This window comes from Sphingomonas sp., from assembly GCF_042096255.1.
In the GTDB taxonomy this organism is placed as follows: Bacteria; Pseudomonadota; Alphaproteobacteria; order Sphingomonadales; family Sphingomonadaceae; genus Sphingomonas.
In genome coordinates, this window is record NZ_JBELLZ010000039.1 from 1 (window position 1) to 22464 (window position 22464).

General features: G+C 68.9%; 23 protein-coding genes. 10 read left to right on the plus strand and 13 right to left on the minus strand.

The window, feature by feature from the left end:
- From ACFDTH_RS09120 to ACFDTH_RS09140, 5 genes are all read left to right on the plus strand, one after another.
- On the plus strand, positions 1-610 hold a 610-nt coding region (locus ACFDTH_RS09120), incomplete at its 5' end, for a sensor histidine kinase (RefSeq protein ID WP_375287219.1).
- 3 nt (positions 611-613) lie between these two features.
- Entirely contained in the window at positions 614-1414 is an 801-nt protein-coding gene (locus tag ACFDTH_RS09125; protein ID WP_375287220.1) for a LytR/AlgR family response regulator transcription factor, read from the plus strand.
- A 92-nt stretch (positions 1415-1506) separates the two neighbouring features.
- Positions 1507-2025, plus strand: coding sequence for a ferritin-like domain-containing protein (locus ACFDTH_RS09130; RefSeq protein ID WP_375287221.1), 519 nt, complete (start codon positions 1507-1509; stop codon positions 2023-2025).
- A gap of 126 nt (positions 2026-2151) precedes the next feature.
- On the plus strand, positions 2152-2937 hold the full coding sequence (locus ACFDTH_RS09135) for a hypothetical protein (protein WP_375287222.1): 786 nt from the start codon (positions 2152-2154) through the stop codon (positions 2935-2937).
- A gap of 92 nt (positions 2938-3029) precedes the next feature.
- Positions 3030-4316: a methyltransferase family protein gene (locus tag ACFDTH_RS09140; protein WP_375287249.1), complete on the plus strand. Its 1287-nt coding sequence runs from the start codon at positions 3030-3032 to the stop codon at positions 4314-4316.
- On the opposite strand, the gene ACFDTH_RS09145 is transcribed toward ACFDTH_RS09140, so the two are convergent.
- From ACFDTH_RS09145 to ACFDTH_RS09190, 10 genes are all read right to left on the minus strand, one after another.
- The gene (locus tag ACFDTH_RS09145) at positions 4313-4666 is read right to left on the minus strand and encodes a HesB/IscA family protein (protein WP_375287223.1); all 354 of its coding nucleotides are present in this window, start codon (positions 4664-4666) and stop codon (positions 4313-4315) included. The genes ACFDTH_RS09140 and ACFDTH_RS09145 overlap by 4 nt on opposite strands.
- Before the next feature lie 105 nt (positions 4667-4771).
- Positions 4772-5215, minus strand: coding sequence for an SUF system Fe-S cluster assembly protein (locus ACFDTH_RS09150; RefSeq protein WP_375287224.1), 444 nt, complete (start codon positions 5213-5215; stop codon positions 4772-4774).
- Between the two features lie 10 nt (positions 5216-5225).
- Positions 5226-6425, minus strand: a complete 1200-nt coding sequence (locus tag ACFDTH_RS09155) for a cysteine desulfurase (protein WP_375287225.1) — start codon at positions 6423-6425, stop codon at positions 5226-5228.
- A gap of 292 nt (positions 6426-6717) precedes the next feature.
- On the minus strand, positions 6718-7785 hold the full coding sequence (locus tag ACFDTH_RS09160) for a SufD family Fe-S cluster assembly protein (RefSeq protein WP_375287226.1): 1068 nt from the start codon (positions 7783-7785) through the stop codon (positions 6718-6720).
- A 154-nt stretch (positions 7786-7939) separates the two neighbouring features.
- Positions 7940-8683, minus strand: a complete 744-nt coding sequence (gene sufC / locus ACFDTH_RS09165) for a Fe-S cluster assembly ATPase SufC (protein WP_375287227.1) — start codon at positions 8681-8683, stop codon at positions 7940-7942.
- The gene (locus tag ACFDTH_RS09170; protein ID WP_375287228.1) at positions 8670-8894 is read right to left on the minus strand and encodes a hypothetical protein; all 225 of its coding nucleotides are present in this window, start codon (positions 8892-8894) and stop codon (positions 8670-8672) included. Before ACFDTH_RS09170 ends, sufC begins: the two co-directional genes overlap by 14 nt.
- The gene (locus ACFDTH_RS09175; RefSeq protein WP_375287229.1) at positions 8894-9412 is read right to left on the minus strand and encodes an endonuclease domain-containing protein; all 519 of its coding nucleotides are present in this window, start codon (positions 9410-9412) and stop codon (positions 8894-8896) included. Before ACFDTH_RS09175 ends, ACFDTH_RS09170 begins: the two co-directional genes overlap by 1 nt.
- Complete coding sequence (gene sufB, locus ACFDTH_RS09180; protein ID WP_375287230.1) at positions 9409-10872, minus strand: Fe-S cluster assembly protein SufB; 1464 nt, start codon at positions 10870-10872, stop codon at positions 9409-9411. The genes ACFDTH_RS09175 and sufB overlap by 4 nt, the downstream gene beginning before the upstream one ends.
- Positions 10872-11324, minus strand: coding sequence for an SUF system Fe-S cluster assembly regulator (locus ACFDTH_RS09185; protein ID WP_375287231.1), 453 nt, complete (start codon positions 11322-11324; stop codon positions 10872-10874). Before ACFDTH_RS09185 ends, sufB begins: the two co-directional genes overlap by 1 nt.
- Positions 11325-11405: 81 nt before the next feature.
- Positions 11406-13196 (minus strand): AMP-dependent synthetase/ligase, encoded by a 1791-nt coding sequence (locus ACFDTH_RS09190; protein ID WP_375287232.1) that lies wholly within the window; start codon positions 13194-13196, stop codon positions 11406-11408.
- A 110-nt stretch (positions 13197-13306) separates the two neighbouring features.
- Here ACFDTH_RS09190 and ggt point away from each other — a divergent pair, with 110 nt between their 5' ends.
- The gene (ggt, locus tag ACFDTH_RS09195; RefSeq protein ID WP_375287233.1) at positions 13307-15064 is read left to right on the plus strand and encodes a gamma-glutamyltransferase; all 1758 of its coding nucleotides are present in this window, start codon (positions 13307-13309) and stop codon (positions 15062-15064) included.
- Here ggt and ACFDTH_RS09200 read toward each other — a convergent pair.
- Positions 15011-16054: a quinone-dependent dihydroorotate dehydrogenase gene (locus ACFDTH_RS09200; RefSeq protein WP_375287234.1), complete on the minus strand. Its 1044-nt coding sequence runs from the start codon at positions 16052-16054 to the stop codon at positions 15011-15013. The genes ggt and ACFDTH_RS09200 overlap by 54 nt on opposite strands.
- A 249-nt stretch (positions 16055-16303) precedes the next feature.
- Here ACFDTH_RS09200 and ACFDTH_RS09205 point away from each other — a divergent pair, with 249 nt between their 5' ends.
- A complete protein-coding gene (locus ACFDTH_RS09205; RefSeq protein WP_375287235.1) occupies positions 16304-17158 on the plus strand; it encodes a helix-turn-helix domain-containing protein in 855 nt (284 codons plus the stop codon).
- A gap of 79 nt (positions 17159-17237) precedes the next feature.
- Here the strand turns inward: ACFDTH_RS09205 and ACFDTH_RS09210 are convergent, their stop codons facing one another.
- On the minus strand, positions 17238-20132 hold the full coding sequence (locus ACFDTH_RS09210) for a M16 family metallopeptidase (protein WP_375287236.1): 2895 nt from the start codon (positions 20130-20132) through the stop codon (positions 17238-17240).
- A 159-nt stretch (positions 20133-20291) separates the two neighbouring features.
- Positions 20292-20423, minus strand: coding sequence for a hypothetical protein (locus ACFDTH_RS09215; protein ID WP_375287237.1), 132 nt, complete (start codon positions 20421-20423; stop codon positions 20292-20294).
- On the opposite strand from ACFDTH_RS09215, the gene ACFDTH_RS09220 reads away from it, so the two are divergent.
- The 3 genes from ACFDTH_RS09220 to ACFDTH_RS09230 all read left to right on the plus strand — a co-directional run bounded on the left by ACFDTH_RS09220 (position 20416) and on the right by ACFDTH_RS09230 (position 22384).
- A complete protein-coding gene (locus tag ACFDTH_RS09220) occupies positions 20416-21129 on the plus strand; it encodes an aspartyl/asparaginyl beta-hydroxylase domain-containing protein (RefSeq protein WP_375287238.1) in 714 nt (237 codons plus the stop codon). The two genes, ACFDTH_RS09215 and ACFDTH_RS09220, sit on opposite strands and share 8 nt — an antisense overlap.
- A gap of 65 nt (positions 21130-21194) precedes the next feature.
- A complete protein-coding gene (locus ACFDTH_RS09225; RefSeq protein WP_375287239.1) occupies positions 21195-21764 on the plus strand; it encodes a NifU family protein in 570 nt (189 codons plus the stop codon).
- A gap of 26 nt (positions 21765-21790) precedes the next feature.
- Positions 21791-22384 carry a malonic semialdehyde reductase gene (locus ACFDTH_RS09230; protein ID WP_375287240.1) on the plus strand — a complete coding sequence of 198 codons (594 nt, stop codon included), beginning with the start codon at positions 21791-21793 and terminating at the stop codon, positions 22382-22384.
- Positions 22385-22464: the final 80 nt, after the last annotated feature.

The following is a 22464-nucleotide window of genomic DNA, read 5'->3' on the forward strand; positions in this document are numbered from 1 at the left end:
CGCGCAGCTGGCGATGCTGCGCTACCAGCTCAACCCGCATTTCCTGTTCAACACGCTGAATTCGATCTCCACCCTGGTGCTGCTCAAGCAGACCGAGCGGGCGAATGCGATGCTGTCGCGCCTCGCCGCCTTCCTGCGCTACACGCTCGCCAACGAGCCCACCGCGCACGTCACCATCGCGCAGGAGGTGGAGACGCTGAAGCTCTATCTCGAGATCGAGAAGATGCGGTTCGAGGAGCGGCTGCGTCCGCGCTTCGAGATCGACCCCGCGGTGGAGAAGGCGCAGCTGCCGTCGCTGCTGCTGCAGCCGCTGGTCGAGAATGCGATCAAATATGCAGTCACCCCCAAGGAGGAAGGCGCGGAAATCTGCGTCACCGCGCGGCTTGCCGGAGAGCGGGTGCAGATCGCCGTATCGGATACCGGCCCGGGCTTGCAGCCGACCCGGAACCGGCCGAGCCTTTCCACCGGTGTCGGCATCGCCAATATCAGGGAGCGTCTGGCGCAGGCTTATGGACCCGACCACCGTTTCACGATGAGCGCGATGCCCGCCGGCGGCTTCGGGGTGGAGATCGACATCCCGTTCCAGCGCGACGAACCAAGTAGAGAGTAACGCATGACCATTCGTACCATCCTTGTCGACGACGAGCCGCTGGCCATCCAGGGCCTGGAGCTGCGCCTACAGGCACACGAAGACGTCGAGATCGTCGCCAAGTGCCAGAACGGCCGCGAGGCGATCAGCGCGATCAAGACCCACAAGCCTGATCTCGTCTTCCTCGACATCCAGATGCCCGGCTTCGACGGCTTCTCGGTCGTCCAGGGCCTGATGGACGTCGAGCCGCCGCTGTTCGTGTTCGTTACCGCCTATTCCGACCATGCGCTGCGCGCGTTCGAGGCGCAGGCGGCGGACTATCTGATGAAGCCGGTCGAGGAGGCGCGTCTCGCCGACACTTTGGACCGCATCCGCCAGCGGCTGACTGAGAAGCGCGGCGCGGGCGAGGTCGAGAAGCTGAAGGAGGTGCTCGCCGAAGTCGCCCCCGATGCCGCGGCCGATATCGTCGATGGCACCGGCGAGCATGCATCGAGCCGCTTCGAGAAGATGATCAACATCAAGGACCGCGGCCAGATCTTCCGCGTCGACGTCGACACGATCGAGCGGATCGATGCGGCGGGCGACTATATGTGCATCTACACCGCGGACAACACGCTGATCCTGCGCGAGACGATGAAGGATCTGGAGAAGCGCCTGGATCCGCGTCGCTTCCAGCGGGTCCACCGGTCGACCATCGTGAACCTCGACCTGGTGAAGCAGGTGAAGCCCCACACCAACGGCGAGTGTTTCCTGGTCCTCGACTCGGGCGCCAGCGTGAAGGTCAGCCGCAGCTATCGCGACGTGGTTGCGCGCTTCGTTCATTAACGGCGCAACCAAGGCCTCCGGCGCCCGTTGAACCGGCGAGCCGGCCGCTTCCCCTTTCGCGGCCGGCCGCCCCCGACAGACGGAGACAAACCATGGGCCTGTTCACCAAGGACATCCAGACGTTCGAGGACCTGTTCCTCCACCAGCTCCAGGACATCTATTACGCCGAGCAGCAGATCACCAAGGCACTGCCCAAGATGATCGACAAGGCGACCGCGCCGCAGCTCAAGGCGGGGTTCGAGCAGCACCTGGCCGAGACCGAGGGTCAGATCCAGCGGCTCGAGCGCGTGTTCGCGATGATCGGCGAGACGCCCAAGGGCGCCACCTGCCCGGCGATCGACGGCATCATCAAGGAAGCCAATGAGGTCGCCGGCGAGATCGAGGACAAGCGCGTCCTCGACGCGGCGCTGATTGCCGCGGCGCAGGCGGTGGAGCATTATGAGATCACCCGCTACGGCACGCTGATCGCCTGGTCCAAGCAGCTCGGGCGCGCCGATGCGGCGGCGGTGTTCGAGGAAACGCTGGCCGAGGAGCGCGCGACGGACGAGAAGCTCACCGGGCTTTCCACCAACGTCAACGCCACGGCCGACACGGTCAACGAACCGGCGTGATCGCCTGGGCCGGAGGCGCAAGAGGCGCCTCCGGCTCGCCCCACCCCGGTGACGGCACGATTCGGCTAACCCTGCGTTCAGCCTGCGGAGTGCAGGGACGTGACCGTTCCATGCGAGGAGCTTGTGATGGTGGCGTACAGGATGAAGGCCGTTTTGCTGGCCGCGGGCGTGTCGATGGTCGCATCGCCGCCGGCGTCGACCTTTGCCGCGGCGCAGAGCCGCGATGCTTATGAAGACGAGTGGCGCGACGATGCCCCGCCGCCGTCCGACCGCGACGGATACGACGACCGCTACGACGAGCGTGGCGCCTATGACGATCGCGACGCGCGCAGCGGCGGCGACGACCGCTATTATGACGAGGCCTATGACCGCGCCCCGCCGCCAGGTTACGACGGCACCCGCCCGCCGCCGCCGCCGCGCGGTTGGCGCGACGAGGGCGATCAACGGGCCTATCAGGTCGAGGACGATCGGTTTGCCTATGGCGCCGAGCGCTGGGCGCAGGACAATTGCGTCAAGTCCCAGAACAATGCCGGGGTCGGGGCGGTGGTCGGCGGGCTGATCGGCGCGCTGGTCGGCAATGCGGCGAGCGGACGCCGCGACCGCACCGGCGGCACGCTGGCGGGTGCCGCGGTTGGCGCGGCCGGCGGCGCCATCGTCGGCGGCGCGAGCAGCAACCAGACCAGCCCCGGCTGCCCGCCGGGCTATGTGGTTCGCCGCGGTGCTGCCGGCTTCGCCTATGGCGGCCCTGGGTTCGTCTATGCGGCGCCTGCCTGGTACCGGCCGTGGGTGTTCGTGGGCAACCGCTGGACCTATCGCCCGTATCCCTACCACCGCTTCTATGCGCGCCATTACTGGCGCCCACGGGCGTATCGCCGTGGCTTCTACGGCCGCCCGCGCTACCGCCGCTGGTAGGCTGACCTGCTCGGAACGGCCGCATCGCGCAAGGCGGTGCGGCCGTTTCGCTTCACGGCTTGCTTACCATCCACCGCTACACCGCGGCGGCGATGTACCATGACGCAACGCTCGCCCGTCAGGTGACCGCCGACGCCCGGCCCGCCTCCGCCGTCTCCCACGGCGTCGGCATGGCGGGCCTGACTGGGCTGGTCGCCTGGATCGTCGTGGCACACCGGTTCGGGATGGACGGGCCCTATGCGGCGCTGACCGGCCTCGTCGCCTGCGCGCTGCCGATGATCGCCTGGTCGCTGCTGGTCGACCGGGTGCACCGAAATCTCTCGACCGGGATCGACTGGACGGTGGCGCGGCCGTGGCGCGAAACGCTGGACGTCAGCCTGGTCAAGCTTGCCGGGCTGTGGGCGACCTGGGGGCTGATCGCGCTGATCTACGGCACGATGCGCTTCTACTGGGCGGGCAATTACGCCTTCGCCATGGCGTGTTTCGAGGCGGCGGCGCCGTGGCTGGTCGGGCTCTCGATCCCTTATGTGCTCTGGCTCGACCGGCGGCTACTCGAACCGCGCGACGGCGCCTGGGCACTGGGCGCGTGGCTGACCGGCACCGCGCCGGCGGATCGCGAGGCGATCTACGCGCACCTGCGCGCCTGGGCGGTTAAGGGTTTCTTCCTGGCGTTCATGCTGGCGATCGTGCCCGGCGGGTTCGGAGACTTCGTGCGGGCGGACTGGAGCGCGGTGTGGGGCGATCCGGTGGCGCTCGCCAACTGGCTGATCACCTTCATGTTCGTCGTAGACGTGGCGTTCGCCGCGGTGGGCTACATGCTGACGATGCGGCCGCTCGATGCGCACATCCGCTCCGCCAATCCCTATGCGGCGGCGTGGACCGCGGCGCTGATCTGTTATCCCCCCTTTGTGCTGATGGATGACGGCGGGCCGCTCGACTATCATCCGGGCACCTATGGCGGCGACGGCTGGATGCACTGGTTCGCCGGGCATCCGGTGCTGCTGGCGGCGACCGGCGCGGTGCTGGTGGCGCTGACCGCAATCTATGCCTGGGCGACGGTGGCGTTCGGCCTGCGCTTCTCCAACCTGACGCATCGCGGCATCCTGACCCACGGGCCTTATGCCTGGAGCCGGCACCCGGCGTATCTGAGCAAGAACCTGTTCTGGTGGATCTCCACATTGCCCTTCTTCACCACCGGGTCGCTGGTGGATGCGGCGCGGGCGACGATCATCCTGGGGATGGTCTCCGGCGTCTATTACTGGCGGGCGCGGACGGAGGAGCGGCACCTTTCCGCCGATCCCGCCTATCGCGCCTATTACGACTGGATGGAACGGCACGGCCCGGTGCCGCGGCTGTTCCGCTGGGTGCGTGGCGGCTAAACCGTAAAGCTCTCGCCACAACCGCAGGCGCCCTTGGCGTTCGGGTTGTTGAAGACGAAGCCGGCGGTGAAATCATCCTCCACCCAGTCCATGGTCGAGCCGATCAGGTAAAGGATCGAGCCGCCGTCGACGAACAGGGTGCCGCCGGGGGTGTCGATCCGCTCGTCCATCGGTTTCGCCTCGGTGACGTAATCGACCGAATAGGCGAGGCCCGAGCAGCCGCGGCGCGGGGTGGACAGCTTGACCCCGATCGCGCCCTCGGGAGCCTTCGCCATCAACGCGGCGATGCGCGCCTCGGCACCGGAGGTGAGGTGGAGCGCGGCGGGCCGCGCGCGGGTCATGGTGGTCATGATCTCAAATCCGTTCGTGCTGAGCGAAGTCGAAGCACATGGGCGAGCGTTCCGCTTGTCCTTCGACTTCGCTCAGGACGAACGGAGGTTGGTAGACGAGCGCCGTCAAAGCATTCCCAACTCAAGGCGTGCCTCGTCGCTCATCTTGCTCGGGTCCCAGGGCGGGTCCCAGACGAGGTTGACGTCGCAATAGGCGATGCCGGGCACCGCGCAGACGCGCATCTCGACCTCGCCGGGCATCGACTCGGCGACGGGGCAGTGCGGCGTGGTCAGCGTCATCGTCACTGCGGCGGCGCCCGCGTCGGTGACCTCGACATTGTAGATCAGCCCGAGCTCGTAGATGTTCACCGGGATCTCGGGATCGTAAATCTCTTTCAGCGCATCGACCACCGCGGTGTGGAGCGCGCCGCCGGCCTCGTGCGGGGCATCCGCCTCGGGCTGCTTGGCGAGGAAACCGCTGAGATAGTCGCGCTGGCGGGGCTCCGCATCCTCGACGCGGGCGCGCGGCGGGACCGCCACGCTGTCGACCTGCTCGGTTTCGATGCTCATCCGAAAATCCCTACCCAAAAATCCGAGTCACTCTCTCAATGCCGCGCACCAAAGCCTCGATATCCTGCAGCCCGTTATAGACCCCGAAGCTGGCGCGCGCGGTCGCCTCGGCGCCGAGGGCCTCCATCAACGGCTGGGCGCAATGGTGGCCGGCGCGGATGGCGACCTTCGCCTCGTCCAAGATGGTGCCGACGTCGTGCGGATGCACCCCCCCCACTTCGAAGCTGACGATGCCGGCGGAATCCTCTGGCCCGAACAGGCGGACCGAGTTGATCCGGCCGAGCGCCTCGCGCGCCTCGCGCACCAGCGCGGTCTCGTGCGCGTGGATCGCGGCGAGCCCAATCTCCTCGACATAGTCGATCGCGGCATGGAGGCCGAGCGCGCCGACGATGTGCGGCGTGCCCGCCTCGAACCGGGTCGGCGGCGGCGCATAGGTGGTGCGCGCAAAGCTGACCTTGTCGATCATCGAGCCGCCGCCCTGATAGGGCGGCATCTGCTCCAGCAGGTCGGCGCGGCCCCAGAGCACGCCGATGCCGGTCGGGCCGTAGAGCTTGTGGCCGGAGAAGACGTAGAAGTCGCAGCCGAGCGCGGCGACATCGACAGGGAGGCGCGGGACCGCCTGGCACCCGTCGATCAGGATGGTGGCGCCGACCGAATGCGCGATCTCGGCGGCGCGCTGCACGTCGAGCACGCTGCCGAGCACGTTGGAGACGTGGGCGAGCGCGACAAGCTTGTGCTGCGGGCCGATCATCGCCGCCATCGCGTCGAGATCGATGCAATGGTCGGCGGTGAGCGGGACGACATCGACCTCATAGCCGGCCATCTGCCACGGCACGATGTTGCTGTGATGCTCCAGCTGGCTGAGCAGCACGCGATCGCCGGGCTGGCGGCGCGGCGCGGCCCAGCTGTGCGCGACGAGGTTGATCGCCTCGGTGGCGCCGCGGACGAAGACGCATTCGTCGGACTGGCCGCCGATGAAGCCGGCGACGCGGCGGCGGGCGGCCTCATAGGCCAAAGTCATGTCCGCCGAGCGCTGGTACACGCCGCGGTGGACGGTGGCATAGGTCTCGCCATAGCCGCGCGCGATCGCGTCGATGACGGGCTGCGGCTTCTGCGCGGTGGCGGCGGTGTCGAGATAGGCCCAGCCGGCGGGGATGGCGGGGAAATCCGCGACGCGGTCGAGCGGGCGGGTGGCGGTGAGCATGGTCATGCGGCGGGAGACAAATTGAGACGGTTGAGGCGCTCGCGCGATGGCGGGCAGGGGGACGAATTGAGGCGGTTGAGGCGCTGCACGCTTTCGCGGGCGATCGAATATCCGCTAGCCATTGCAACGGGATACAGGATGGCGGGCGTGTAGGACAGCGTTTCGATCCTCCCCCGGAGGGGGAGGTGGCGCGCGCGAAGCGCGTGACGGAGGGGTGTCGCGCTCTCGAGAGCGCGATACCCCTCCGTCAGCGCTGCGCGCTGCCACCTCCCCTTGCAGGGGAGGATTTGAGTCGCGATCACAGCGCCGCCTCCAGCCACGCATCCGCGTCCGCCTCGAACGCGTCGCGGACCGTCTCGGTACCGATCCGCTCCAGTGCGTCGGCGACGAAGGCGCGGGTGAGGATCGCCTGGGCGCGGGCCCTGGGGATGCCGCGCGACTCCATGTAGAAGAGCGCGCGCGCGTCGAGTTCGCCGACGGTGGCGCCGTGCGCGCATTTCACGTCGTCGGCGAAGATCTCCAGCTCGGGCTTGAGGTTCACCGTAGCAGTGCGGTGGAGGAGGAGGCCGCGCAGGCTCTGCTCGCCATCGGTCTTCTGCGCATGGCGGGCGACCTCGACCGCGGCGGCGAGGCTGGCGGTGGACTGGTTCGCCGCCACCGCGCGCCAGACCTGGCGGGACGAACCGTTTGGCTGGGCGTGGTTGATGCGGACCGCGCATTCCTGGCGCTGCTCGCCGGCGGTGAGGAGCGCACCGCCATATTCGGCGAAGGCGCCCTCGCCCGCGGTCAGCTGCGCGTCGATGCGGCTGCCCTGCCCGCCGGCGCCGAGGAAGACGGTGACGAGGCTGGCGGCCTGGCCGATCTCGGCTTCCTCGCGCAGCGAGACGAAGCCGGCGGGCTGGAGCAGGCGGACGGCGCGCTGGAGGCGCGCGCCCTTGCCCAGCGCCACGCGGGTGAAGCGGTTCTGCCAGCCGGCGCCAACGAAGGTCTCGACCACGGTGGCGGCGGCATCGTCGGCAAGGACGATCTCGGCCGGCAGGTGGTTCTCGCGGCCGGTGGCGACATGGACGACCTGCACCGGATCGGCGACCGCCTCGCGGTCGAGGCGCAGCGACCAGCCGGGAGCGGTGGCGCGGCGGGCGAGCGCGTGATCGCTGGGGGCGACCTGCCTCAGCGCGACGCGGTGGAGGTCCGACCGCGCCTCATCTAGCGTTCCGTCGACGAACAGCAGGCGCGCGCCGGGGAGGTCGAGGAAGTCGTGGCTCGGCTGCGCGACGGGGGCGAGCGCGGCGGCGGCGGAGAGCGCGCCGAGATCGGCCCAGCGCCAGGCTTCCTCGCGGGTGGAGGGGAGGTTGAGGAGGGTCACTTTTCGCTCCTCCCCTGCAAGGGGAGGTGGCGCGCGTAGCGCGACGGAGGGGTGTCCCCGCTGGCAACGGTCCCGAGCCTCATCAGCGGCGATACCCCTCCGTCAGGCCTGCGGCCTGCCACCTCCCCTTGCAGGGGAGGACTGGGGAACACGCTCACGCCGCCACCTCGGAATAGCCCTCACGCTCCAGCTGGTGTGCGAGCTCAGGGCCGCCCGTCCGCGTGATGCGGCCGTCGGCGAGGACGTGGACGACGTCCGGCTTCACGTAATCGAGCAGCCGCTGGTAGTGGGTGATCAGCAGCACCGCCTTGTCGGGCGCGCGCATGATGCGGTTGATGCCGTCGCCGACGATGCGCAGCGCGTCGATGTCGAGCCCCGAGTCGGTCTCGTCGAGGATCGCGAAGTTCGGGCTGATGATGCCCATCTGCACCATCTCGTTGCGCTTCTTCTCGCCGCCCGAGAAGCCGACGTTGACCGGGCGCTTGAGCATCTCCTGGTCGAGCCCGAGCGCGTCGGCCTGGGCGCGGGCGAGCTTGAGGAATTCGCCGCCGGAAAGCGGCTTCTCGCCGCGGCCGGCGCGCTGGGCGTTGAGCGCCTCGCGCAGGAACTGGACGTTGGAGACGCCGGGGATCTCGACGGGGTATTGGAAGCCGAGGAACAGGCCCGCGGCGGCGCGCTCATGGGGTTCGAGGGCGAGGAGGTCGACGCCGTCGAAGGTAACGCTGCTCCCCGTCACCTCATACCCCGGCCGCCCGCCGAGGACGTAGCCGAGCGTCGACTTGCCCGCGCCGTTCGGCCCCATGATCGCATGCACCTCGCCTGCGTTGACGGTGAGCGAGAGGCCCTTGAGGATCGGCTTGCCGTCGATCTCGGCGTGGAGGTTTTCAATCTTGAGCATTAGTCTTTCCGCGATTGCCTGTTGCCCAGATGGAAACGGCAACAAGCGCCGGACCATAGAAAAAAGCCGCAAGGATCAGCGAACCCCACGAAACGAAATTGATAAGGGGATATTGCACCCCGTTCGGCGACAGGAATATATTGGCGAGGACGTACAGCGCGTTGAACATTATCGCCAGCGTAGCCATCATTCCGAATATCTTGTCCCGCATTATCGGGTACTCCGTCCCAGCGAAATTTCCGATGGCTGGCGCGCTTGCTCAAGCCCCTCCCCTTCAGGGGAGGGGTTGGGGTGGGGTCTCTCCGCGCGCGCCGACGCCGCATGCAGCGCGATACGGATCGCCTCGGCCACCCCCTCGATATTGCTCATCACATCGCCATTGCCGATGTGCAGCACGCGCAGACCGTGCGCCGCCAACACAGCATCACGGCGGCGATCCACGTCCGGCTCATGCGTATCGCCGTCCACCTCCACCACCAGCTTCGCAGCCGGGCAGAGGAAATCGGCGATATGCTGGCCGATCACCGCCTGACGGCGGAACTTGAAGCCATCGAGCTTCGAGTTGGAGAGGATGCGCCACAGGCGCTTCTCCGGCTCGGTGGGGTTGCGGCGCATGTTGTGGGCGTGGTCGCTGATCTCCGCTATGGTGTTCGCGGAGAGGCCCCACCCCCGGCCCCTCCCCTGAAGGGGAGGGGAGTTGAGGCGGCGCGCTTCGTCGGTCGGGGTCATCCCACGCTCCCCTCAAGGCTGATCCCCAGCAGCTTCTGCGCCTCCACCGCGAACTCCATCGGGAGCTGCTGGAGCACCTCGCGGGCGAAGCCGTTGACGATCAGCGCTACCGCCGCCTCCTGATCGAGGCCGCGGGACATGGCGTAGAACAGCTGGTCCTCGCTGATCTTGCTCGTCGTCGCCTCGTGCTCGATCTGCGCGCTCGGGTTGCGCACCTCGATATAAGGCACGGTGTGCGCGCCGCACTGGTCGCCGAGCAGCAGCGAATCGCACTGGGTGAAGTTGCGCACCCCCTCCGCGGTCGGGGCGACGCGCACCAGCCCGCGATAGGTGTTGTCCGAGCGGCCGGCGCTGATGCCCTTCGACACGATGGTCGAGCGGCTGCCCTTGCCGAGGTGGATCATCTTGGTGCCGGTATCGGCCTGCTGGCGGTTGTTGGTCACCGCGACCGAGTAGAATTCGCCGACGCTGTTCTCGCCCGCGAGCACGCAGCTGGGGTATTTCCAGGTGATCGCGCTGCCGGTCTCGACCTGGGTCCAGCTCACCTTGCTGTTGCGGCCCTGGCAGAGCGCGCGCTTGGTGACGAAATTGTAGATGCCGCCCACGCCGTTCTCGTCGCCGGGATACCAATTCTGCACGGTGCTGTACTTGATCTCGGCATCGTCGAGCGCGACCAGCTCCACCACCGCGGCGTGAAGCTGGTTCTCGTCGCGCATCGGCGCGGTGCAGCCTTCGAGATACGAGACGTAGGCGCCCTTGTCGGCGACGATCAGGGTGCGCTCGAACTGGCCGGTGTTCTCCGCATTGATGCGGAAATAGGTGGAAAGCTCCATCGGGCAGCGCACGCCCTCGGGCACATAGACGAAGGTGCCGTCAGAGAAGACCGCGCTGTTGAGCGTGGCGAAGTAATTGTCCCGCTGGGGCACGACCTTGCCGAGCCACTTGCGGACCAGATCGGGATATTCGCGCACCGCCTCGCTGATCGACAGGAAGATGACGCCCGCGGCCTTGAGCTCCTCGCGGAAGGTGGTGGCGACGCTGACGCTGTCGAACACCGCGTCGACCGCCACCTTGCGCGCGCCCTCGACGCCGGCGAGGACCTTCTGCTCCTCGATCGGGATGCCGAGCTTCTCGTAGGTGCGGCGGATCTCGGGATCGAGCTCGTCGAGCGAGGCAATCGTCGCCTTGGCCTTGGGCTCGGCGTAATAATAGGCGTCCTGATAGTCGATCGGGGGGACGTTGAGCTTGGCCCAGTCGGGCGCCTCCATCGTCTGCCACAGGCGGAACGCCTTGAGGCGCCAGTCGAGCATCCATTCGGGCTCGTTCTTCTTGGCGCTGATGTAGCGCACCGTGTCCTCGCTCAGCCCCTTGGGCGCGAAGTCCTGCTCGATGTCGGTGGCGAAGCCCCATTCGTACTTCTTGGAGACGGCCTCATAGGCCTCGGCGTTCTTGGTGGCCATTATGCGTGCACCTCAGTCCGCTCGGGGGCGAGCGCGAAGGGAAGAGTGGGGCGGGCGAGATCGGCGAGGCTGACGCCCGCCAGCGCGTCGCGGACCGCGCGGTTGACCACCGCCCAGTGCGGCTTGACCTGGCAATGGCCGTCGAGCGCGCAATCGTGGCGCTCGGTATCGACGCAGGTGGTCATCGCGATCGGGCCGTCGATCGCCTCGATGATCGCGGCGAGGCTGATCGCCTCGGGCGCGCGGGAGAGGACGAAGCCGCCGCCGGCGCCGCGCGTGCTCTCGATGAGCCCGGCCGCGGACAGGCGGCTGACCAGTTTCTGCGCGGTCGGCAGCGGCACGCCGGTCTCGGCGGCGAGCAAAGTCGCGTTGAGGCGTGCCTCGCCTGCACCGCGGCGCGCGGCGGCGGTCATCAGCACGACCGCGTAATCGGCAAGGCTAGACAGCTTCATCTGCGAACGGTTCTCAAATCGGACCGACTTGATCCGATTGGCAGATGGTCGCGATGGTGCGGCGCGTCAAGGGTGAAGCGGTCAGCCCTTGTACAGGCCCTCCAGGCGCTCGCCGTAGGCCTGGCGCAGGACGTGGCGGCGGATCTTGAGGCTGGGGGTGAGCTGTTCGTTCTCGATCGAGAAAGGCTCGTCGGCGAGGATGAAGCGGCGGACCTTCTCGACCACGGAGAGGTCGCGGTTGGTGCGCTCCACCGCCTTGGCGATGGCGGCGCGATAGTCGGCGTCCTCGCACAGGCGCTTCGAATCGCAGCGGCGGCCCTGGGCGGCGCACCATTCCTGAGTCCATTCGCCGTCGGGCACGATCACCGCGACCATATAGGGCTTGCGGTCGCCGGCGATCATCGCCTGGCCGATCTCGGGCTGGAGGGTCATCATGCCCTCCACCTTCTGTGGGGCGACATTGTCGCCCTTGTCGTTGATGATCAGGTCCTTCTTGCGATCGGTGATGCGGATGCGGCCCGCCTCGTCGATCTCGCCGATGTCGCCGGTGTGCAGCCAGCCGTCGCTGAGCACGCGCGCGGTCTCCGCCTCGTTGCGCCAGTAGCCGTGCATGACGAGTTCGCCGCGGACCAGGATTTCGCCGTCCGCCGCGATCCTCACCTCGGTGTTCGGCAGCGGCGGGCCGACGCCGTCCATGGTGACGCCCGCGGCGGGGCGGTTGCACGAGATCACCGGCGCCGCCTCGGTCTGGCCATAGCCCTGGAGGAAGGTGACGCCGAGCGATTGGAAGAACACCCCCACCTCGGGCGTGAGCGGCGCGCCGCCCGAGACCATCGCCTTCATCCGCCCGCCGAAGCGCTTGCCGATCTTGGGCTTGAACAGCGCATCGACCAGCGCCGCCTTGGGCCAGTCCACCACGCGCATCGTGCCGGCATAGCGCCGCTCACCGACGTCGAGCGCATAGCCGAGCAGCCGCTGCGGCAGGCCGCCCTGCTTCTCGATCGCGCGGGTGATCCGGGTCCTGAGCACCTCGAACAGGCGGGGGACGACGAACATGATCGTCGGGCGCACCTCCTCGATATTGGCGGCGAGCTTCTCCAGCCCCTCGGCGTAGTAGATCTGCCCGCCCATGCCGATCGGCAGGTGCTGCCCGCCGGTATGCTCATAGGCGTGGCTCAGGGGCAGAAAGGAGAGGAACACCTCCTCGCCCCAGCCGAAATCCTCCGAGACGATCTGGGAGCAGCCGGCGACGTTGTGGAGGATCGCACCATGGTGCTGCATCACGCCGCGCGGCGCGCCGCCGGTGCCGCTGGTGTAGATCAGGCAGGCGAGATCGCCCCGCGCGAAGGTCGCCGCGGCGGCGGTGGCGGCAACATCGGCAGGGTGCGCGGCGATGAGGTCGTGCCAGTCGAGGCACTTCACCCCGGCCTGGCGCAGGCGGGGCTTGTCGATGCCGATCACGATCTCGGCATGGGTGGAGCGGACCACCGCGCGCATCACCACGTCGGCGAGCTTCTGGTTGGAGACGATCACCGCGCGGGCGCCGCTGTTCTCGATGATGTGCTGGTGATCGCGCTCGGTGTTGGTGGTGTAGGTGGGGACGGTGACGCAGCCCGCGGCCATGATCGCGAGATCGCTGAGGCACCATTCGGGGCGGTTCTCCGCGACCAGCATCACCCGGTCGCCGGGCTGGAGCCCCTCCGCGCGGAGCGCCTGCGCGAGGCTGGAGACGATCCGTGCCGCCTCCGCCCAGCTGGTCGCCTGCCACGCACCGCCGCGCTTGGCCCAGAGGAAGGGCTTGTCGCCCTGCTCGGCGGCGCGGGTGAAGAACATGGTGACGAGATTGGGGAAATGCTCGAGCAGGCGCGCCATCGGGTCCTCTCCATCGCCGTGTCGTAGCGTCAAGCGGGCGTGTGTAGCGCAACGCCTGGCCCTGCGCCAACGGGGTGGAGGCGGGCGCGGTCCGCGGCTAAGCGGCGGGGATGCTCCGCCTTCTCCTCGCCTGTCTCCTCCTCGCCGGCTGCACCGCGCCGGCCGCCGATCGCCCGTCCCCGGAAGCCGCCGCGCCGCGCCAGGGCTTCGTGGTCGCCGCCAACCCGCTTGCCGCCGAGGCGGGAATGGCGGTGCTGCGGCGCGGCGGCAGCGCGGCGGATGCGGCGGTGGCGGTACAGGCGATGCTGTCGCTGGTCGAGCCGCAGAGCTCGGGCGTGGGCGGTGGCGCGTTCCTGACCTGGTATGATGGGGTGACGCGCAAGGTGACCGTCTATGACGGGCGCGAGGTGGCGCCGGCGGGAGCGACGCCGGATATGTTCCTGGACGATGGCGGCAAGCCGCTGCCCTTCGGCACCGCGGTAGTGTCGGGCCGGGCGACCGGCGTACCGGGTGCGGTGGCGATGCTCGGCTTGGTCCACCGCACTTATGGCGCGCTGCCCTGGCGGACTTTGTTCGGCGATGCCGAGCGGACCGCGCGCGACGGGTTCGTGGTGTCGCCGCGGCTCGGGCGGTTCCTGTCGCGCAGCTTCCCGCAACTCTCCAGCCCGGATGCACGCGCCTATTTCGGCAAGCCGGGCGGCGGCCTGCTCCAGCCCGGCGACCGGCTGCGCAACCCCGCCTACGCCGGCTTCCTCCAGCGGCTGGCGGCCGAGGGCCCTGACGCGCTGTATCGCGGCGAGACCGCGCGCAAGATCGTCGCGCGCACGACCAGCGGGCCGCTCGCGGGCACGATGACGCTGGCAGACCTTGCCGCCTACAAGCCCGTGGTGCGCGAACCGGTGTGCGCTGTGGTACGCGTCTATCGCGTCTGCACGCCACCGCCGCCCTCCTCGGGCGCGGCGCTGATCGAACTGCTGCTGCTGCTGGAGCGGACCGATATCGCCAGCCGCAGCGCCGCCGATCCGCAGGGCTGGTTCCTGTTCGCCGAGGCGAGCCGGCTGATGTACGCCGACCGCGACGCCTATTTCGGCGATCCGGCGTTCGCCCAGGTGCCGGTCGCCGGGCTGCTCGCGCCCGACTATATCGCCCGCCGCGCGGCGCTGATCGGCGCCCGCGCCGGCGCCGCACCGGCAGCCGGCGTACCGGCGGGCGCGTCCGCAACCGGTCGCACGCAGACGCTGGAGCCGACCGGCACCAGCCATTTCATCATCGGCGATGCGGCGGGCAATGTCGTGTCGATGACCACCACGGTCGAGTCGATCTTCGGATCGGGGCGGATGGTCGATGGCTTCTTCCTCAACAATCAGATGACCGACTTCGCCTTCCGCCCGCGCGACGCACAGGGCCGCCCTGCCGCCAACGCGGTCGCGCCGGGCAAGCGCCCGCGCTCATCGATGACGCCGCTGGTGATGCTGGATGCACAGGGCCGGTTCGCCGGCGCGCTCGGCTCGGCGGGCGGCAATGCCATTCTCGCCTATGTCGGCAAGGCGTTCGTCGGCACGGTCGACTGGAAGATGCCGATGCAGGACGCGATCGCGCTGCCCAACCTGATCGCGCGCGGGAGCCGCTTCGCGGGAGAGGCGGACAAATTCGCGCCGGCGGTGCGCGAGGGGCTGGCCGCGCGCGGCGTCACCGTGACGCCGGGCGAAGGCGAGGATTCGGGGCTGCACGGCATCATCGTGCGCGACGGCGGGCAACTGGACGGCGGCTATGATCCGCGTCGCGAGGGGCGCGTGCTGATCGAGGCGGTGCCGCTACCCCGCGCCCACCGCGTCCGCGACGCTGGCGAACCCGTCGCGGCGGAGTAGTTCGGCCAACCCGCGTACGATCCGGGCAGGGAGGCCGGGCCCTTCATAGACGAGCGCCGAATAGAGCTGCACCAGGCTCGCGCCCGCGCGGATGCGGGCATAGGCCTCCTCTGCCGAGCCGATCCCGCCGACCGAGATCAGGGGCAGCCGGCCCTGCGTAGCGGCGCGGAAGTCTGCGAGCCGCTGCCGGGCGAGCGGCGCGAGCGGCGCTCCCGAAAGCCCGCCGGTCTCCCTCGCCCGTGCGCTCGCCAGCCCGGGCCGGCTCACCGTCGTGTTGCTGACGATCAGCGCGTCGATCCCATGGGTCAGCACCGCCGCCGCAATGTCCTCGATCGTCGCCGCATCAAGGTCGGGCGCGACCTTGAGGAACAGCGGCGTGCGCACGGCATCGTGGTGCCGCGCCGCGCTGGCTGCGGAAAGCAGTTCGTGGAGCGCCATACCGTGCTGCAGGTCCCGCAGGCCGGGCGTGTTGGGGCTGCTGATATTGATGGTGACGTAATCAGCCACAGGTGCCGCTGCGCGCACGCCCGCGACATAGTCGGCGACGCGGTTCGCGGCATCCTTGTTGGCGCCGACATTGATGCCCAGCACGCCGGCACGGCGCTTGGGCACGCGCGCAAGGCCGGTGGCGAGACCGCCGTTGTTGAAGCCAAGTCGGTTGATGATTGCGCGGTCCTCGGGCAGCCGGAAGATGCGCGGGCGCGGATTGCCCGGCTGCGGCAGCGGGGTCAGCGTGCCGACCTCGACGCTGCCCAAACCCAGCGCATGCCAGGCGGGGATCGCCCTGGCATCCTTGTCCACCCCGGCGGCGAGCCCGACCGGGTTGGCGAAATCGAGTCCGGCGACTCGAGTCGCCAGATCGGGAGGCGAGGCGACGGCGGCCAGGGGCGTGCCCGCCCGCGCCCAGCCGGCCAGCGCGGCAATCGTCAGCCCATGCGCGCGCTCCGCATCCAGCGCGAACAACCCCTTGCGAATCACCGAAAACAGCATCGCCAGCCCTTTGCCGACGTTGCGACGAAGAATCGACCAGATTGTAAGAAATTTCCTTGGAGCCATCCGGCCATGTCGAATTCGTCCAATATTTCGCCAAGCGATTGAAGCTACGTCTGCCTTGCGACCCGAGGAACCCTTGTAACAGGGGGTTCTTCCTCTAGGCCCGGCTGCTTCGGCAGCCGGGCCGCTTTTCTTGACGTGAAATAGTCTGTAACACCCGCCGTCGTTAAAACGGGGTCGCCGCCAGTGTCGCAGGTCCAGCTCGACTATCGTGTCCCGGCCGAGGACCTGCAGCCTTTTGTCACGCTGTTCTACCATTTCCACGCGGACGTTCCCATCTTTGAGGACGCGGAACGCGCAGACCACGCGCAGCTGCGCTTCCGGCTGGACGGCGGCACCGCCACGTATCGCTTTCCCGATGGATCGACCCAGTTCGCCGGCGCGGTTCACGTGATCGGCCCGACCAGCGGCGTGATGCATGTGCGCGCGGACGGGCCAGTGGATGTCGTGGGCATGGGGCTGCAGCCCGCCGGCTGGGAGGCGCTGCTGGGGATCGACGCTTCGGCGATGCTCAACCGCGTGCTCGACGGGGTGGAAGCGTTCGGTGCCCGCGCCGCACCGGCGCGCGCCACGATCCAGGCGGCGGTAGGCACCCACGCCCGGATCGACGCCGCCGAGGCGTTCGTTCGCGCGGCGGTCGGCGCGGGAGCGGGCACCGCGCTCGCCTTTTCGCGCCGGATCGACGCGTGGCTGGCAGACAGCCCCTCGCCCGATGTCGAGGAACTCGTCGCCGCGACGGGTCTATCCCGCCGCCAGGTCGAGCGGCGCTGCAACGCGCTCTACGGCGCCCCGCCCAAGCTGCTGGCGCGCAAGTATCGGGCGCTGCGCGCCGCAGTGGCGCTGGCGAGCGGCGGCGCGACGCTGGACGCACTGATCGGCGACGGCTTCTACGACCAGTCGCACCTGATCCGCGAACTGAAGCAATTCACCGGCTGCACGCCGCGCCAGCTGCGCGAGAGCCCCGGGCAGCTCGCCCGCCTGACCATGGACGGGCGCCGCGCGCTGGGCGGTCAGGTGCACCCGATCGTCTCGGATACGTGACGGTCCAGCCGATCCCTTGTCCGTCATTGCGATCGCAGCGAAGCAATGACGGGCCGATCCGGCGTCAGCCAGCCCGCCGCTACTTCTTCTTCGGATCGGGCAGCACCGCCAGCGTCCAATCCTTCTCCGGCTGCAGATACTTGGCGGCGAGGGCCTGCAGCTGCTGCGGCGTGATCCGGATGTCCGAGATCACGTTGCGCGCCGAATCGAGCCGGCGCTGGTCATAGGCGCCGCCGCCGGTCTGCATCAGCCAATAGGTGTTCCCGGTTGCGGCGCGGAGGATGTACTGGCCCATCGGCGCGATCGTCCGGCGCAGCTCGTCCGGCTCGACCGGCGTGCTCACCAGCTCGGCAGCGATCTCGCGGCTGAGCCTGAAGAAGAGCGGCACGTTGTCCGGGGCGACCTGGCCGATGGCGAGGATGCGGCCACCGCTGTCGAGCCCGATCGGCCACTGGCTCTGCGCCTGGGGCGAATAGCTGGCGCCCGCCGCGGAGCGCAGCCGTTCGAACAGCCGGTCGGCGAAGATCGCGGCCAGCACGTCGAGCTGGCGGCTCTCGGCGATCCCCGCGGAGCCGCCGCCGGTCGGCCAGGCGATCACCGCCGCGGCCTGGTTGGCCGGGCCCTCGTGATAGCGGAGTACCGGCGTGTCCACATGCGCGGGGAAGCGGATCGGCGCGTTGCTCTCGCCCGCCGGCTTGCGCGGCGGCAGCGCGCCGAAGCTCTTCGCGACCGCGGCGACCGCTTCCTCCGGCTTGACGTCGCCGAACACCGACACCTCGATCGGGCCCGAGGCGAGGATCGGCGCCCAGAACTTGCGGAAGGCGGCAGGCTTGAGCCGGCGCACCGCCGATTCGGGCGGCGTCGCCCAGCGCGTGTCGCCGTCGCGCAACAGGCCTTCGAGGTCGCTGGCGAGCACCGCGGTGGGCGACGACTTGGCGCTGGCATAGCCCGACAGCAGCGCCGCGCGCGCGCGCTCCACCGGCGCCGGATCCCAGTTCGGAAATTGGAGCTTGGTGGCCATCAGGCGGAGCTGGTCGGCATAATCGGCGGGCGAGCTCACCGCGCCGAGCTGGAACGCGTCGTCGCCGATGTCGAAGTCCATGCCGATCTGCCGGCCCGAGGTGAGCGCGTCGAGGCCTTCCTGGTCGAACGGACCGACGCCGCTGGGCACCAAAGCGATGTCGCCGGCGAAGTCGGGCACCACCTTGTTCGACGGCAGCGCGCGATAGCCGCGGCCGAAGCGGACGCGGACATAGACGCGCCCGGACTCGCCCGGATTGGCGTAGAGCAGCAGGCGCACGCCATTGGCGAAGGTGATCTTCTCCATGTCGAGGCTCGGCACCGGCTCGCGCGCGGTGATCGTACCGGGCGTGCCGAGGGCGGGCAGCTTGGAGAAATCGGCCGAAGCCTGTTCGCGGCGCTTGAAGGTGAGCTTGCTGACATCCGCCTTGAGCGCGGCGTCGAGCTTGGCGGCGGCATTCTGGTCGGGCGTCTGCGTGTTGACGAACGCGCGGGTGACGTCGCCGGTGTAGATCCGCTTGGTCGAGGCGAAGATCGTCTCGGGCGTGAAATAGCCCTTTTCGCGCGCGCCCTTGAAGATCTCGTAGGAGGTCACCGGTCCGGCGACCGTCTCGCGGATGTCGAGCGCCTGGACCATGTCGTCGGCCTGCTTGGCGCCCGCCTCGACCCGCGCGGTCTCCACGTCGTTGCGCATCGCCGCATCCACCTCGGCGAGCTCGCGGTCGACCTCGGCCTGGCTGGGCGGCGAGGCGAGCGCATCGGCGATCACCGCGCGCACATCGCGGATCGCGGCGCCCCAGTCCTGCCCCAGCGGGCGGATCGAGACGAAGGTGGCGTTGGCCGAGCGCGCGACATCTTCGAGGTTCGAGGCCGCGCTGAGATAGCTGGCGCCCGAGCGCGCGCGCTGCTCCAGCCGGCGGCTCAGAATGCGGCTGGCGAGGAAATCGGCCAGGCGGCGCTGATTGAACTCGATCGTGTCGGCGTTGAACTTCCACGGCCGCAGCACCGCCATGTGGACCAAAGGCGGGATCGACGGTTCGGCGATTGCGGCGGTCGCGGGCTTGGCCGGGTCGGGCTTGCCGAAATCCGGGTCGGCGGGGTTCGGGCCATGGCCCTTCCATCCGGCGAAATGCTCGATCACCAGCCGCTCGGACACGGCCGGATCGATGTCGCCCGACAGGATCACCACCGCGCGTTCGGGCCGGTACCAGGCATGGTGGAACGCGCTCACCGAGGCGGGCGTCGCCGCTTCGAGCATCTTGATCGTGCCGATCGGCGAACGCTCGGCAAGCGGCTGGCCGGCGAAGAACAAAGCGTTGCGCGCATCGAACAGCCGCACCTGCGCCTCGGGCGCCTCGCGCTGCTCGGCCAGCACCGCGGGGCGTTCGGCAGCGAGCCCGGCCTCGGTCAGCGCCGGCTCGGCCATCATGCCGGAGAAGATCTTGAGGCTCTCGCCCAAAGTCGCCTCGGTCGCGGAGGGCAGGTCGAGCTTGTACACCGTCTGGGTGAAAGTGGTGGACGCGTTCGAATCGGAGCCGAAGGTGGCGCCGAAGCGCTGCCACACCCGCTTCGCCTCGCCGTCCGGCACATATTTGGAGCCGCGGAACGAGAGGTGCTCGATCAGGTGGGCGTAGCCGAGCTGGTCGTCCTTCTCGTACATCGACCCCGCATCGATGCGGACGCGAATCGAGACCTGCCCTGGCGGCACGCCATTGCGCCGCACCGCATAGCGCAGGCCGTTGGGCAAGGTGCCGAAGTGCCAGGCCGGATCGGGCGGGATGTCCGATCCCTTGAACAGCCAGGGCGAACGATCGACCTGGACCGCGGGAGTCGGGGTCGCTGCCGGTTGCGGTGGTGGCGCCGCCTGCCGCCGCGCCTGCTGGCCGGCGGCGGGAATCGCGAGGACAAGGAGAAGGGCGACGAGCGGCCGGGCGGCGCGCGACAGCGGGAACATGCCGGCGGTCTTAGCCGCCTTCGCCGGCCGCCGCCACCCGGCTGCCGTGTATCGCCATGATTTCGACCAACACGCGGAATAACGGGGGTTTCGTCCGACGCCGGGCACCATGAGAGGACCCGTTCCGGCGGGAAGACAAGAGACGTAGCGCGTGACCGTTCAGACCGCCATCTCGCCGCCCCGGCCCTGCCCGCGGCCTGCCGCAGCCGCGCCCCGCATCGCGGACGCCGCCGTCAGGCCGCCGGTGGCGGACGCTCCGGTGCAGCCGCGTCCCCGGCGCCCCTTGATCATCACGATCGGCAAGGCACTGCGCGGCGTGTTCGACAGGCTGATCGCCTCGAGCTCGCTGGTGCCCAACGACCCGGTGCTCGACATGCGGCTGTTTCCCTGGACGCAGATGCTGCGCGAAAACTGGCAGGCGATCCGCGTTGAAGCGGAAGGGGTAGCGCTGCGGCGCCATGCCGCGCCAAGCCTGTCGATCATTTCTCCCGACCATCGCGCGATCGCGGCGCCCGAGATGTGGCGGTCGTTCTTCCTGTGGGGCTATGGCTACCGCATCGACGAGAATGCCGACCGCTGCCCGGTGACCGCCGCGCTGGTGGAGCGGATCCCCGGGCTCAACAGCGCCTTCTTCTCCATCCTGGCACCCGGCACGCACATTCCCGAACATCGCGGCGTCACCAAGGGACTGATCACCTGCCACCTGGGCCTGATGGTGCCGCGCGACGGCGACGTGCGGATGCGGGTGCGCGACCGCGTGGTCCGCTGGGCCGAGGGCGAGACTCTGGTGTTCGACGACACCTACCGCCACGAGGTGTGGAACGACACGGGCGGTACGCGGGTGGTGCTGCTGATCCAGGTCGCGCGCCCGCTGCGTGCGCCGGGCAAGTGGGTCGCGGACCTGTTCCTGCGCGGCATCCGCCGTACCGCCTTCGTCCAGGAAGCGCGCACCAACATCGCGGCATGGAACACGGCAGTGAAGCAGTTGGATGTCTGAAGGGGAAAGCAAAGGTTTCCGCGCCGACGCTTGATCGCGCCCGCGCCTCGCGCCACATCGTGGCCATGCTGATCGAGACCGAAGCCACCCCCAATCCGGCGACCCTGAAGTTCCTGCCGGGACGCAGTGTGATGGACGCGGGCACGCGCGATTTCGCGAGCCCCGAGGAAGCGGAGGCGAGCCCGCTGGCCGAGGCGCTGTTCGGGCTGGGCGACGTGACCGGCGTATTCTTCGGGCGCGACTTCGTTTCGGTCACTGCAGCGCCGGGCGTCGACTGGTCTTCACTGAAGCCCGACGTGCTCGCGCTGCTGATGGATCATTTCACCGCGCAGATACCGCTGTTCCGCGCCGGCCGCGCCGACTTTTCAGTGCCCGCCGAGGAGAGCTTCGCCGAGAACCCCGAGGACGCGGACATCGTCGCGCAGATCAAGGACCTGATCGACACACGCGTGCGTCCGGCGGTGGCGAACGACGGCGGCGACATCGTCTACCGCGGCTTCGATAAGGGCAAGGTCTACCTCCAGATGCAGGGCGCCTGCTCGGGCTGTCCGTCTTCGAGCGCGACGCTCAAGAACGGCATCGAGCAGTTGCTGCGCTATTACGTTCCCGAGGTGACCGAGGTCCGCGCGGTCTGATCTGCCGAAAGTCAAAGGAGGATGACGTGACGCAGCCCTTGTCTGACACCGCGCTGGACCAGCTGTTCCGCACCGCGCGCACCTACAACCATTACGACGACGAGCCTGTTTCCGAGGCGCAGCTCCACGCGATCTGGGATCTGATGAAGATGGGCCCGACCAGCGCCAACCAGCTGCCCGCGCGGCTCGTCTGGTGCGTCACGCAGGACGCGAAGGACAGGCTCGCCGCACACGCCAGCGGCACCAACGGCCCGAAGATCCGCGCCGCGCCGGTCGCGGTGATCGTGGGCATGGACGTGAATTTCCACGAGTACCTGCCCGAGCTGTTCCCGCACACCGATGCCAAGAGCTGGTTCGACGGCAATGCCGAACTGCGCGAGGCCTCGGCCTTCCGCAACTCCTCGCTCCAGGGCGCCTACTTCATCCTCGCCGCACGGGCGCTGGGCCTCGACACCGGGCCGATGAGCGGCTTCGATGCGGGCGCGGTGGACAAGGCGTTCTTCGCCGACCAGCCGGGCGTGCGCACCAACTTCATCTCGACATTGGGCCATGGCGATCCGTCGACCCTGTTCGATCGCAGCCCGCGCCCGGCTTTCGAGAAGTTCAACCGGATTGCGTAAGTTCCCTCTCCCCGCTTGCGGGGAGAGGGTTAGGGAGAGGGGCATGAGCGCCGTGTCTTCCTATTGCCCCTTTCTCCTGC

What these genes read in the sequence shown, in the direction of transcription:
- ACFDTH_RS09130 (WP_375287221.1), top strand. Translation starts at nt 1,507, where the DNA reads ATGGGCCTGTTCACCAAGGACATCCAGACGTTCGAGGACCTGTTCCTC.
- ACFDTH_RS09210 (WP_375287236.1), bottom strand. Translation starts at nt 20,132, where the DNA reads ATGTTCCCGCTGTCGCGCGCCGCCCGGCCGCTCGTCGCCCTTCTCCTT.
- ACFDTH_RS09225 (WP_375287239.1), top strand. Translation starts at nt 21,195, where the DNA reads ATGCTGATCGAGACCGAAGCCACCCCCAATCCGGCGACCCTGAAGTTC.
- ACFDTH_RS09145 (WP_375287223.1), bottom strand. Translation starts at nt 4,666, where the DNA reads ATGACCACCATGACCCGCGCGCGGCCCGCCGCGCTCCACCTCACCTCC.
- ggt (WP_375287233.1), top strand. Translation starts at nt 13,307, where the DNA reads ATGCTCCGCCTTCTCCTCGCCTGTCTCCTCCTCGCCGGCTGCACCGCG.
- ACFDTH_RS09140 (WP_375287249.1), top strand. Translation starts at nt 3,030, where the DNA reads ATGTACCATGACGCAACGCTCGCCCGTCAGGTGACCGCCGACGCCCGG.
- ACFDTH_RS09125 (WP_375287220.1), top strand. Translation starts at nt 614, where the DNA reads ATGACCATTCGTACCATCCTTGTCGACGACGAGCCGCTGGCCATCCAG.
- ACFDTH_RS09155 (WP_375287225.1), bottom strand. Translation starts at nt 6,425, where the DNA reads ATGACCATGCTCACCGCCACCCGCCCGCTCGACCGCGTCGCGGATTTC.
- sufC (WP_375287227.1), bottom strand. Translation starts at nt 8,683, where the DNA reads ATGCTCAAGATTGAAAACCTCCACGCCGAGATCGACGGCAAGCCGATC.
- ACFDTH_RS09200 (WP_375287234.1), bottom strand. Translation starts at nt 16,054, where the DNA reads ATGCTGTTTTCGGTGATTCGCAAGGGGTTGTTCGCGCTGGATGCGGAG.
- sufB (WP_375287230.1), bottom strand. Translation starts at nt 10,872, where the DNA reads ATGGCCACCAAGAACGCCGAGGCCTATGAGGCCGTCTCCAAGAAGTAC.
- ACFDTH_RS09215 (WP_375287237.1), bottom strand. Translation starts at nt 20,423, where the DNA reads ATGATCAAGGGGCGCCGGGGACGCGGCTGCACCGGAGCGTCCGCCACC.
- ACFDTH_RS09190 (WP_375287232.1), bottom strand. Translation starts at nt 13,196, where the DNA reads ATGGCGCGCCTGCTCGAGCATTTCCCCAATCTCGTCACCATGTTCTTC.
- ACFDTH_RS09185 (WP_375287231.1), bottom strand. Translation starts at nt 11,324, where the DNA reads ATGAAGCTGTCTAGCCTTGCCGATTACGCGGTCGTGCTGATGACCGCC.
- ACFDTH_RS09150 (WP_375287224.1), bottom strand. Translation starts at nt 5,215, where the DNA reads ATGAGCATCGAAACCGAGCAGGTCGACAGCGTGGCGGTCCCGCCGCGC.
- ACFDTH_RS09175 (WP_375287229.1), bottom strand. Translation starts at nt 9,412, where the DNA reads ATGACCCCGACCGACGAAGCGCGCCGCCTCAACTCCCCTCCCCTTCAG.
- ACFDTH_RS09135 (WP_375287222.1), top strand. Translation starts at nt 2,152, where the DNA reads ATGGTGGCGTACAGGATGAAGGCCGTTTTGCTGGCCGCGGGCGTGTCG.
- ACFDTH_RS09170 (WP_375287228.1), bottom strand. Translation starts at nt 8,894, where the DNA reads ATGCGGGACAAGATATTCGGAATGATGGCTACGCTGGCGATAATGTTC.